The sequence below is a fragment of the Ureaplasma miroungigenitalium genome (assembly GCF_025780085.1).
Taxonomy (GTDB): Bacteria; Bacillota_I; Bacilli_A; order Mycoplasmatales; family Mycoplasmoidaceae; genus Ureaplasma; species Ureaplasma miroungigenitalium.
Window position 1 is genome coordinate 224,923 of sequence record NZ_JAOXHL010000001.1, and the last position, 13,157, is coordinate 238,079.

General features: G+C 31.2%; 9 protein-coding genes. 1 reads left to right on the forward strand and 8 read right to left on the reverse strand.

Going from position 1 to position 13,157, the window contains the following annotated elements:
• Window positions 1–246 precede the first annotated feature (246 nt).
• A complete protein-coding gene (locus OF376_RS00805) occupies window positions 247–2,523 on the forward strand; it encodes a leucine-rich repeat domain-containing protein (RefSeq protein ID WP_263821655.1) in 2,277 nt (758 codons plus the stop codon).
• Between the two features lie 100 nt (window positions 2,524–2,623).
• Here OF376_RS00805 and OF376_RS00810 read toward each other — a convergent pair whose 3' ends face one another.
• The 8 genes from OF376_RS00810 to OF376_RS00845 form a co-directional block, all read right to left on the reverse strand.
• Window positions 2,624–3,646, reverse strand: coding sequence for a hypothetical protein (locus tag OF376_RS00810; protein ID WP_263821656.1), 1,023 nt, complete (start codon window positions 3,644–3,646; stop codon window positions 2,624–2,626).
• Between the two features lie 667 nt (window positions 3,647–4,313).
• On the reverse strand, window positions 4,314–4,817 hold the full coding sequence (locus OF376_RS00815; RefSeq protein WP_318031935.1) for a leucine-rich repeat protein: 504 nt from the start codon (window positions 4,815–4,817) through the stop codon (window positions 4,314–4,316).
• Complete coding sequence (locus OF376_RS03190; protein WP_416906735.1) at window positions 4,790–5,635, reverse strand: leucine-rich repeat domain-containing protein; 846 nt, start codon at window positions 5,633–5,635, stop codon at window positions 4,790–4,792. Before OF376_RS03190 ends, OF376_RS00815 begins: the two co-directional genes overlap by 28 nt.
• Complete coding sequence (locus tag OF376_RS00825; protein WP_263821658.1) at window positions 5,625–6,932, reverse strand: leucine-rich repeat domain-containing protein; 1,308 nt, start codon at window positions 6,930–6,932, stop codon at window positions 5,625–5,627. Before OF376_RS00825 ends, OF376_RS03190 begins: the two co-directional genes overlap by 11 nt.
• Window positions 6,933–7,586: 654 nt before the next feature.
• Window positions 7,587–8,525: a DHH family phosphoesterase gene (locus OF376_RS00830; RefSeq protein ID WP_263821659.1), complete on the reverse strand. Its 939-nt coding sequence runs from the start codon at window positions 8,523–8,525 to the stop codon at window positions 7,587–7,589.
• Window positions 8,515–10,695, reverse strand: a complete 2,181-nt coding sequence (locus OF376_RS00835) for a PhnE/PtxC family ABC transporter permease (RefSeq protein ID WP_263821660.1) — start codon at window positions 10,693–10,695, stop codon at window positions 8,515–8,517. Before OF376_RS00835 ends, OF376_RS00830 begins: the two co-directional genes overlap by 11 nt.
• Complete coding sequence (gene phnC, locus OF376_RS00840; RefSeq protein ID WP_263821661.1) at window positions 10,667–11,557, reverse strand: phosphonate ABC transporter ATP-binding protein; 891 nt, start codon at window positions 11,555–11,557, stop codon at window positions 10,667–10,669. Before phnC ends, OF376_RS00835 begins: the two co-directional genes overlap by 29 nt.
• A gap of 5 nt (window positions 11,558–11,562) precedes the next feature.
• Window positions 11,563–12,894, reverse strand: coding sequence for a PhnD/SsuA/transferrin family substrate-binding protein (locus tag OF376_RS00845; protein WP_263821662.1), 1,332 nt, complete (start codon window positions 12,892–12,894; stop codon window positions 11,563–11,565).
• Window positions 12,895–13,157: the final 263 nt, after the last annotated feature.

Below are 13,157 nucleotides of genomic sequence, written 5' to 3' on the forward strand. Positions count from 1 at the left end.
TATCCCTTTATTGTATCTAGTAAAATATATATCCTATTTATTTTACTAGATACAAGTATGTTTTTAATCTTTTGAAGGTATTTCTGTTTTTTTAAAAACCAAATATGAAAAAATATATTAATTAACAAGCGCAAAAAACAATCCGCAAACATTTTTATATGTTAATGTACCTGAATTATGATTTTTTTTTTAGTATTCAATAAAATTTTAAAAAAGCATTATTAACTGATGTTTTTGAGGTTTAATATGAAAAAAAATAAAAATTTAATGTTAATTAGTATATTGGGATCATTATTAGCTATTGGTTCTGTCGTTAGTATTGCAACATGTTGCAAAAATAATAATGTATCAAGTAAGAACAACAATGATAAAGAGAATAAGGATCAAGTAGTAATACCAAATAAGCAGGCAATACAAAAAGAGCTTAAAGACTTAATAGATCATAAAGAATCAGTTTTATCTGCATATAACTCGGTTGAATTTTCTATAATAAAAGAAGAATTAGAAAATACATATCAAGCAGCTGAAAGTGTGTTGAATAATCAAGCGAGTACATATAACGATTTGATGAATGCTAAAAATATGCTCACAAAGGCCATCCTAGATGCCAAAAATAAAGAGCCTACTAAGCTGCTTCAAATAACTTTAACTGATGCAAAAGAATTTTTTAAAGTCCAAAATAACAAGATTGTTGGCTTTAAAAATGTCAGTGACCGCTTTATAGTGCAAAAAATTGTTTTAGAAGATCCAAAATATAAGGTGGTTGGTAGTGAATTGTTTAAAGATTGTAAAAATTTAGAAGAAGTGAGTTTACCGCATGCCACTATTATTGAGGCGGGCGCTTTTAGCAAATGTAATCGATTTAAAAAAATATCAATCCCAAATGTAGCGGTGATCGAACAAAAAGCTTTTTTTGATTGTAAATCATTAAAAGATGTAACTATTGGTGATCAGGTTTCACAAATCGGAGCATTTGCTTTCGCGAATACAGTTTTTTTACAGAATTTAATTCAACAAGATACAATTAATCATTTTGCAATTATTAATAATATCCTCGTTGATGCTTCAAGCGCCAATGGAGCAATAAATCTTCCAGAACACATTACAAAAATTAGTAATGGTGCTTTTAGCGATAACACCTCACTTACTAATATCCAAGGTAAAAATATTGAAGAAGTCGGCGATGATGCATTTAGCAATTGTATTAATTTAACAAACGTTAATTTTCCGAACATGAAAATTGTGGGAGAACGTTCATTTGAAAAATGTCATTTATTATCGAGCATAACTTTAGAAGGTGTAGTTGAAATTAAAGCAGAAGCGTTCAAAAACTGTAAAAATATCAAAAAAATTACTATGCCAAAACTCCAAAAAATCAGGGAACTAGCTTTTAACGCTTGCGATACATTAGATACCGTAAATATGCCTATACTTACAGATATTTCTTCACAAGTTTTTAAAGATTGTGTGGTATTAAAAGATGTCCAAGCTCCGAATTTAAAATCTTTTGAGTTTCAAGTATTTGATAATACATTATTTTTAAAATCTATTACTAATGAACAAAAAATAGCAATTTTCAACAATGTTGTTGTTGATGGTTCACAAGCAGAAGGTAAAATAACTTTACCTGCAGAGGTGACTGATATTTGTAGTTATGCCTTTGCTGATAATCTAAAAATAACCGAAGTTGTTGGATTAGGAATTATTAGCATCAAAAGCAATGCTTTTAAAGGAGCTAAACAACTAACTAATGTTTCGTTTAACAAAGTTCAGAAAATATATCAAAATGTTTTCAGGGATTGTATTAATTTAAAAACTATTAATTTTCCTCAAGCAAATAAAATAGGTTTTTTCGCATTCGCCAATTGTACAAATCTAACATCAATTAATTTACCACATAAAAGATTACGTTCAATATCTCCTGGTCTTTGTGAGAATTGTACAAATCTAGTAACTGTGCAAATACCAAACGCTAAGCAGGTTGGTGATGGCGCTTTTGCTAATTGTACCAATTTAATTAATATTAGCTTACCCAATGTAACAAGCATCTCTAAGCGTGCTTTTGCCAATTGTATAAATTTAGAAGAGTTAAATAGCCCTAAAGCAAAGACTTTTGCTCCCGATTCATTTGCTAATTGCCCTAAATTAAATGAACTATTGCATATAAGCAATTTAGTTATATACAAAAATTATTTATTAGATGGTTCCAAAGCCACAGGTGATGTTATTATTCCTGATAATGTAACAGTTATTGTTAACAATGCGTTTAATTATAAAAAAGAACATTCTGATGAAATCATAGGTTCTCAAGTTACTAGTATTGTAGGGAAAAATGTCCAAAACATCGGAGATAATTCATTCGAAAAAAATCTTGAATTAACTAGTGTTGATTTCCCTGCGGTTCAAACAATCGGAGCAGAAGCATTTAAGGATTGCACGAAATTAGTCAATATCTCTATCCCGACTGAAAATGTCGAGATTGACGAATCTAGTTTTCTAAATACAGCTTATAAGCAAAAGTAGCACATTATATTATTTTAAAAAAACGCAAAGGTTTCTCTGCGTTTTTTTAATTCTAATAAGTTAGATTTATATATATATATATATAAAAAAAACCAATTACTTATTCAACTGTTTCTATAATAATTTCAATAGGTGTTTTGAATTGAATGGTTCATTGATTACCAATATTTATACCATGCATATGTTCAAAAGATATAGCTGTCAGCAAAATGCTGCTTTTGTTTTGCACGTAATCAACAGGTAATTCAAAGTCCATAATATAGGGTGGATATAATCTATCAATTGATCGTTCTAATTTATCTTCTGTTCTTTTTTCATCTTTATAAATTGAAACAATGTCACTGCTTGTTCCAATCCCATCAAAACGCAACATAATACTATCAAAACCCGTTTGACGAATTCCGTCCAATTCCGTTGTTCTTATTAATGTATTAGGCATGATCGCTTTTTTCATGCCCGTTTGGGCGTCTTTTTTGATAATAATTCTCAGGTTTTTATCTTTGGCTTCTACGATTTTAAAACCTTCATCAATTTGATTCTCTACGCGTTCTAACTCTAATTTCAAATATGAATGTGAATGGGTGTGTGGAAGAGCTTCATTTCAATTTATTTTAGCAGTTCAGTTATATATCATTAAACCGTCGTAATTCTCATTCGGCCCAAGAATTTGACCAATTAAAAATTGGTTTGGATAAGCTAGCTTTGAAGCTAATCATTTTTTCCCGTTGTTAGTAAACCGAATGTCATCTTCTGTTTTATTAACTAACTCGCCTTCTGGCGGTTGATCTTGTGGGACGTGTGCCAGATTATCGGGTTCTTGTGATTTTTGGGCTTTATCGTATAATTTGATCATCTCGTCAATAAAATATTTGCGTTCCAAATCTGTTTTAGCCTCATCAAAGTTGTTTTTAATTTTCTTCGCTTCTGCATAATATTTATTTGCAATCATGCTTTTGTGCTTATCAGATGTTTGTTTATATCACTGTTCCATCGCAACGAATAACTTTTCCATATCCTTAATCAAATGGCTGTTATTAGCGCACGATGCGATGCATAGTGTAGCGGTTGATAAAAACAAACAAGAAATAACAGAACCAAGTATTATTTTTTTCTTCATTTTCATAGATTAATATATCCTTCAAGCTATCTATTTTTAGTAATCATAACAAAAAAGTCGCCACGGCGCTTGATAAGTGTACAAAAACTAAACGCCTGGTATCTTTTTATCCTAAAATGTATTTTTGATAATTGCTAATACAGCGGTTTTTATATCTAATTAAAAACGGTTCTTTGATTTTTGATTATAAGTTTTCGTTTTTATAAAACATTGTTTATTTAATTTCATAACCGCTTGACACGTGTCACGTATATTTTTGTTTTTATACAGTTTATTGTATTCTTATAACTTATCAATAAGCTTTTCAAATCAGTAAATTATCAAACATTGGTGTTTGCTTTCGCGATCTTCTTACAGTTAAACATATTGTATAGTTTTAAAATTATGACAAAGAACAATTTATTTAAGAACCAATAATCCGATTGTCAGAAAAGTTTTGATACGTTATCTCATTTAACCGGTTTTACCTCCATCTAAAATTCGGCGCTCATTATAATGCAAATATTCACAAACACTTCCTCTAAAAATACTATAATAAAAAATTCCTAATAATCTTGTTTGCATTTGTTCCTTTTTATCCATAGCTTTTAGGGCTAATTTTTAATTATAAATTTATCTACAAAAACAAAAAACAAGAGCATAAAAGTCTCTTGTTTTTTTCATATAAATATTTCTATTCTCTTTCTGCTATTAAATATGTGTCTTTTTCTCGTAATGATCATTGCGGTGAATATTTCAGCTTTTGAAACTCTGTTTTATTGACTGCACTAGGTAAAATGGTATATTCAAAATCTAAAGATGGAGTTCATTCGAAAACAGCCCACTCCACATCAGTTACACTTGGCATATTCATATTCGTTAATCCTATGCATGTTGAAAATGCTCTAGCGCCAATAACGGTTACTTTTGGCATATCAACTTTTCTTAATTTAAGATTAAAAGCAAATGCCCCATACCCTATAGTAACCACATTCGCCATACTAACGCTGGTTAAGAGATTTCTTTCAATAGATTCATATTGTGCGAAAGCATCCGGAGCAATTGCTGTAACGTTCTCAGGAATTGTTATATCGCCAACCGCTTTTGTTCCATCTATTAAAATATTATTAACAATTGCTAATTTGTTCGGGTTAGAGCTTATTAGATTATCTAAGAATTTCGTGCCAAAAAAACATAACCACCTAAGGAAGTCACTTTAGGCATATTAACTACAGACAATTTTTTACAATTTAAGAATGCTTCAGATTCAACGTTTGTCACGTTGGGGAAATCAATATTAGTTAAGTTGCTAGAAGAAAAAACATTTGAACCAATTGAAAGCACGTTTGGTGCATTTATATGAGATAAATTGTTGCATTTTGTAAAAGCAGAAGAATTGATACTCAAGAGATTGGGAGTGTTTACGTTGATCAAACTATTACAATTAGCAAAAGCAGAATCGCCAATCAAAAGAACGTTGTGAGCGTTTAAATTAGTTATATTATTAGCACCGGCGAAGGCACTATCTGTGATTGATGTTACGCTTTCTGGAATACTAATAGCACCTGTAACTTGACTACCATCTATTAAAATGTTATTGACAATTGCCAGTTCTTGATTATTGTTTTGAATTAAATTTTTAATAAAAGGTGTGTTTTCAAAAGCTTGTGAACCAATAGTGTTAACTTTGCTGATTTCAAGATGTTCTAATTGAATGCAGTCACGGAAGGCTTGTGATTCTATTTTTGTAGTACTTGGAATGTATAAATCAGTTAAATTAGAACATTCTGAAAACGCTTGTGAACTAATAGTAACAACCTTAGGTGCATTGACATGAGTTATATTTTTGCATCCATTAAAAGATAGTTTCCCGATTAAAACTACATTCGGTGCATTTACCTCAGTGATATTAGTGCATTGACTAAAAGCACGATTATTAATCGCTGTTACATGCTCGGGGATATTAACAACACCCGTAGCTTGACTACCATCTATTAAAATGTTATTAAAAAATAATTAACTTATTATCATTCATTAATTGTTTTTCAAATAACGTTTCAGAGAAAACATTACTACCAATAACATTAGCGAAAGGTGCCCCTACATATTTAAGGTTTTTACAACCCTTAAAAGCCTCATCGTATATTCGAGTAACCTTTGGTAGTTCTATATTTTGTAGTGAAACGCAGTCGGCAAAAACTGATTGATCAATTTCAATAACATTTTCGAGATTAATATTCGTTAAACTACTACACCCTTTAAATGCACTATTAAAAATGGTTTTCGCATTTGACATATTTATATCTGTTAAATTAATGCAAGAATCAAAAGCTTTCCATCCTACTATTTCCACCTTTGGTAAATTTATAGTTGTCAAGGATTTACACTTTCCAAAGGCACCATTGTAAACATTATAAGCATTTGGTAAATTTACCCTTGATAATGACTCACATCCTCAAAAAGTATCAACTGGAACATTAAATACATTTGGCATGTCTATAAATTCTAGCTTTTCACAACCACTAAAAGCTGCTTCTCCTAATTCACAAATATTTGGAATCGTTACACTTTTTAGTTCTGTTAATGCAGGATATGAGATGGTAGAATCTTGGTGGCTCCCATAGATTTTGGGATTAAAAGCATTAGCAGAGATTTGTTTGACGTTTTGAGGAATTTTCAAGTTACCTGCGGCTTGTGTTCCATTAAATAAAATACCATTAACGATGGCTAATTTATCTGGGTTCGAGCTTATTAAGTTCGCCAAAAAAGGTGTTCTTAAGAATGCGCCTGAACTAATAAATTTTATATTTGGCATTATAACATTTTGCAAATTCGGATAATTATACCCACCAACTATTGCTTTTAAGTTAGGTGCATAAATCGTTTTTAGCGTTTCACATGCAGTTATATCATTTGTATGTTCTTCGAGTGATAATATTAATTTGGGCAAATATAAACTAATAATATTTGTTTTAGCGCCTAAGTTTAAAGTACCAGGTAACATTCATTTAATCGAAGTCACACCATTAATTGGTTTTTTTAGGATATGAGACATGGCTCCGTCCGGACCTTTTGGTCTTACGATAATTCCGTTATCAATATATTGTTGTAAATTACTACTATCAATAACTAAACCATCAAATTTTTCATTATCATCTTTATTGACTATATTATTTTGTTTGGGATCAACGATATCTTTTTCGTTCGCTTTACCTGTATCTTTTTTACAACTAGCTGCAATGGCGGTTGTTGCGGTAATCATTGCTAATGAAGCAATACTAGCAATCAAAAAACGTTTATTAACTTTTTTCATATTTTGTTCCTTTTTTTCTAAGTTCATTCTATCTCTTTCCTGATCTATACTTTTATAAAAAATGTTTTTTTCGATATGATGAGTTTTTTTAGCGAATTTAATGGTGTATTCATGAAATAAATTGTTGTTTTTATAAAAAAATTCTGAAAATTTAATTTTGGTGTATAATATATTACCAATAAATATTAATGACCGAATAATGGGTGCTTGCTCATAAGGTAATCATGATTGAGAATGGTAGTTGTTAACTAGAGTTCTGTTGAGCTATCGTATTAGCAAAAATTATTGTGTGGAAATAAATATTTATAACTTTAAATGATTCTCGAAAAACGTATTTAGGTTTCTAATAAGTGTGGTGCTGTTAGCAAACGATGCCAACTAGATATTTACAGTTGAAACACCGCGTGGTGCGTATAAGTTTTCTGTCGAGAAGTAGGAACGAAAATCTGTTGTGCAAGAAAAATCAAAGCCAAGTTCCTTGGGTAAAACCTAGAGTAATCAAAAGGTGTAATTAACCTTTTGTCTATGCATGAATAAAAGTTATAAATATTTACTTGGTGAGTTGATTCGTCTCTGTCTTAATATTTATTTTTTTATGCCTTGAGCTTTGTATGTGATAAAAAAAGTGTCGATGTAGCGACACTTTTTATTTTTCTAAGATAATAATTTAATTTCTTTAATCACTTGTTTTGCTTGTTCTGGACTATCAACAATAAAACCTGCAGAATTAAAATGTCCGCCACCACCAAAGATTTTGGCTACACGTGAAACGTCAAAAATTGTTTTTGAACGTATTTCGCCACGGTAATTGCCATCTGGTTTCTTTAGTAACATAAAGCAAACTTCTGAGCCTGCTAACTGTGCAAATTGAGCTGTTAAAGGACGAACAATATCATTAGATACCACTTCATTAACTACTAGGAAGTCAATTCCCTCTGTTGTTTGTTTTTGGTTTAAATAATTAAAAATGGTGTTTTTTTCATCGGTTGTTAATTGCAATTTTTTTAACAAGCCTAAATAATCTAAACCTTTTTGAATTAATCAAGCCATAACCGCGAATGTTTGGTCGGAAATGTTGCGTTCGCGCATGAATTCTGTATCTGTTAAAATCGCTGTACCTAAAGCCTCTAAACATTTTTCATTAACCTTTAAGTCTAATGTTGCAGCTAAAATACTTAATGGTTCACCTGTTGCAGGTCAATGATCTCCCCCGATAGCAAACAATCATTCACCCTCTTCTTGATGATGATCAAATTTTAGGGCATGCTGTGTTTGCACACGACTATCCTGAATTCGACGTTGTGTTGAAGTATCAACCACAATTTTTAAAGCATCATCAAAGAAATCATCACTGACTAAATTAATCGGTTCATCGATTAAAAAATGTAAATTACGTGGATAATCATACCCACTAATTTGTACTGGTTTGTCAGGAAGGTTTAAACGAATTAACTCTTGTAAAGCAATCGCTGAACCTAATGTATCCCCATCCGGTTCAACATGGGTACATAAAACGACTTTTTTGGCCTTTGTAACATAATTTCAAAAAGTTTTTAAGTCGTGAATTAAATTCTCATTATTTTTAAGAAACATGATAATCAATCGCTCTTTCATTTAAATAGTGATTAATAGCATAGAATTGTGCTTTTTTCACTTGTTTGTGACGATCTTTTAAAAGATGTGCTTTTTGCATATTATTTAAAACTTTGTTTTTTGTTTTTAATTTAATGGCATTAATTTCACTACGCACATTTTTTAGTTGTAAAGCATACGCGCGTTTACTTAATTGATGCAAGTGGACCATTTGTTCATATGTTGTTTGATCAATTTCAGGATATTTAACACCTAAACGATAAACGGTCAGGAACATATAATCACGATAAGCTAAATTATAGTTAATTGGTTTATAGTGATTTGCAAAACTAATGTCGAATGTTCTTGCCACTGCTAGGGCATTAACTGTTTTGTAATAACGCAATAGACGTTTGAATCATACACCTTGTCCAAAGAAATAACCAGTCATGATTTTCTTTCTTAATAACGAAGATAGGTATTCTAAAATAATTAATAAAACAATTGTGAAAATTAAATAAGATGATAAACGGTTTCAGTTTTCTGGATCCCCAGAGAAAATGTTAATTTGTAAACCGAATTTAGAAGCACCAACTGTTCCAATCACTGTTGTTGATTTAAAGTTAATTTCAATCCGGTATAAGAAGTTTGAAATAACTGTTGGCATGATTTCTTTTAAAGTATATTTAAATTTCAATCATGTATTAGCACCGATGGAATCAAGCGATTCAAAGAAACGTTTGGGGATTTTTTCAATAGCTTGGGTAGTTAATTTCCCCATCATACCAATCGAGTGAATTCCTAATGCTAATACCCCTGCAAAAACAATGGAATCCTTTGACAAAAATAAGAATAAGAACGCAAAGGTAAAGGCGGGGATAGCCCGTAAAATAATGATCACTAATTTAAAAATTAATGATGTTCATTTTGTAATGTTAAATGACGCTAATAAAGCAATGGGAATTGCTAAAACCGTTCCGATTAAAGTTGATAAAATAGCCACAGCTAAAGCATCAAAACCTAAACGGAAAACATTTTGGTGGTCTCAGACACTAAATAAAGATCATTCAGGACTGAAGAAAGCACGCATCCCTTTTACAAAATAAAAGACTTGAATTTTATTAGCTACTTGTCATTTAATTTGGAATAACGCCGCAATTGATAAAGCAATGATAATAATTGCTAGCGCAATTTTTCATAAATAAATTTTTGGACGTTGTTTTTTCAACGCTTTTAAATATTCATCATATGGAAGATGTTCGTCTACGACAGGGCGTTTGGGAACAGCTTCTAAGAAATATTTCCGTACAAGGAAGTTTAAAGTCTCAAGGATTACCATGAATGTAATCAATGTTCATAAAACAATGTTTAATCCACCAAACTTACTTGGTTCTTGGTAATTGGAAATTGACTCACCAATGGTAGGTATCCCTACAATTGATAAAATAGCTGCAAATCGTACTACCATTTCAAATGAATAAAAGCCGTATGCAAAGATTCGTTTGTTTAGATAAGGAAGGATTGAATTTTTGAATGCAACTAATTTAGTATTCCCAATAGCTTGCATACCATGATATGCCGAAACATCATAAGTATCTAAGTCTTCATACAATCATTTCGCCATCACAGCTGTAACAAATAATGCTAAAGCAAAGGTTGCAGCTAATTCTTTTGATACTAAATTTTTAAAACCAAAAGCAAAAACAATTGGAGGAATAGCACGCACAATCGACATAATAATACGCATTGGCATGTATATTAATGGTGTTTTAATGAAGTTCTTTGAACTCAATAAAGCTACGGGAACTGAAATTAAAATCCCTAGCAATGTACCAAGAATCGAAAAACTAATTGTTTTTCACAGGTATTTTAATGCATGGATAAATGTTGCTGTAGGCGTATAATTATATCCCGCTACTTCTGTCGTTTTAAAATCAAAGAATTCGCCGATATTTTTTCAAAAAATATCTTGACCGCTAAAATTAGGTTTAACAGCCCAAATAATAACGGCAATAATTAATAAACTGGCTAAGATAGAAATGACACTAAACCAGGGGAAACTCTTGGTTACTTTTTGGCCATTAATATCAATAAATTTGGGTTGAAAATAATTTTTAATTTTTTGAAATAAAAAAACTATTTTAGCCCGGCGATAAGAATTTTTAGTTAACGTTTGTTGTTTGTTGTTCATTTGCAATTTTATCTTGAATGTCCTTTTGAATCACTAAACGCTTGCGTTTTGTTTCAATGAATTGTTCTTCATCAAACTGTTCTAATTGTTCCCCATAAATTTGTTTTAAGATATTTAAATTAACATCTGTTGAAGGTCCATCATAAACAATGCGACCTTTTTTAACTCCAATGATACGGTCAGCATATTGTAATGCTAGATCGACGTGGTGTAAATTAGCTAAAACTGTAATGTTTTCTGATTTGTTAACAAATAAGAAACCATCCATTACACTCTTCGCCATAATAGGGTCTAAGGCCCCTACTGGTTCGTCAGCTAAAATAATTTTGGGATTTTGTGCTAACGTACGTGCTAAGGCTACCCGTTGCATTTGTCCACCTGATAAATCCTTAGCTAAGTCATAAGCGTTTTCTAAAATATTTACTTTAGCTAAAGCTCGATATGCTAAATCTAAATCTTTCTTTGCATATCAACCAAAGAAAGCTTTTAAACGATTCATTTGGGGTGCTCGCGCAGCCAAAATATTATTAATAACAGAAATATTTTCAATTAAGTTATAACCTTGGAAAACAATACCCACTTTTGTTCTAAATTCCCGCAGTTTTTTTCCACTTAATTTATTTACTTCATATGGCCCAACTTTTAAAACGCCATCGCTAATTGTATTGATTTTGTTAACTGTTTTTAAAAGAGTGGTCTTTCCGGCACCGGAAAGACCAATAATTGCAACAAATTCGCCTTGTTTAATATCTAAATTGATGTCAATTAACCCTTTTGTCCCATTGGGATAAGTTTTGCTAACATTTTGTCAACTAATCGTTCAATCAGCTTGTTGATGATTATTTGCTTTGTTAGTACTCATAAATCTTATTTATTTTTTTGTTCTTCGAAAGTTGTGAATCCATTAAAGTGGGTTTGGAATCATTTTTCAGCAAAAGTATAAGAAGCTGATGAAGTTTTTGAAGTATATCCGAAAATTACATCTCCGGCTACATCTTTTCATTCTAATTTTCAATTTGTTCCCTGTGTTTTAATAGCTGCTAAAACTTTTTTAGCGAATACGCTATCTTTTTTAACATAAATATAAGAACGGTAGAATCCTACAACTGGTAATTTTGCTTTATCATTACCTGCTTCAGTTGCAATCTTATCAACAGCGTCTTTTAATGCTTTGGGGTATCCTTCAGTTTCAGCAGTTGGATTGTTTCCTTGTACATAAAGATTTGGTTTGTTGTCAACCTTATTGAAAGTACGGTAATTGTTCATTGCGTCAATTAGAATTTTTTCATCCTTAATTGCTGGTGTTGATACATTCTTTACAGAAACATATGGGTCAACAATTTGAACTTCACGACCTGCTTGTACAATGAAGTTTGCGCTTGGTGATTTAGTAGCTCATGTATCTACTGGCAAGAAAGCCACGTCAAGTGATTTTTCTTCAATACCAATAGCTGCAGCATTATAATCTGTACCTACAGTAATTTCGATGTTGTCTAATTTTAAAGTATTTTTGAAGTAATCACTAATTTTACCAACAGCTGCAGTAACGTGTGCTGGATCTCCTGAAGGAATAAATTGAATTTTTAAATTCTTAGAACCTTCAACTTTAGACACTACGCCTTCAGGTGAAACAGTTAAGTAATCACTACCTTCAGCAGGTTCGCTTGAATATAATTTTTTCATATCCCCACTTGGGTTGATTGGAATTTCAGCGCTTAAATCAGTAATTGCTGAATATCCGTCGTGGTTATATACAGCAAAGACAGTTTTATTTTTGTCTTTGATTTTCATTGTTAATTCTTCTTTACCAGCTTTTAAATTTTCATTAGCTACTTTAATTGTGTTAATGAACAGTGCTTGTAAAGCTTGAATATCACCTTTTTTCAAGTCTCCACGAACTTGAATACCATCGTTTGAGATTGGTGTAGTTGCACCAACGATAATAATGTCATCTCTATAGTCTTTTGCATAAACTGCAGCAGCATCCCCTCAACCAGCAGCTACTGTAATTTCCCCAGTAGCCAATGACTTCATTTGAGTTGCATAACTTCCTGAGTTAACTGTTTGTGCTTTTGCTTCAACTTTTTTATCATCACTAGTTCCACCACAACTTGTAGCAATAGCAGTAACAGCAGTAATTGTTCCTAAAACTCCCAATGTTGAGAATAATAGTTTTTTATTAAGTTTAATTTTTTTCATTTTCAATCCTTTTTTATAAAATTCACTTATCTAAAAACGAGCGTTTGTATGCTCTATTATATTTTAAACAAAATAACCGCATATAAACAACAAAAACACAAAAACGCGTTTTTCTTATATGAATTATTAGAGAATTATTACATAGTAATCCGCAAAATATTAATAAAAATTGATACAAAGTTGTATATATAAATATATTTTTTATCTGTTTCATATCTTTTTCTAAACACTCTCTAAATCAAGAAAAACAACGCCTACAATTG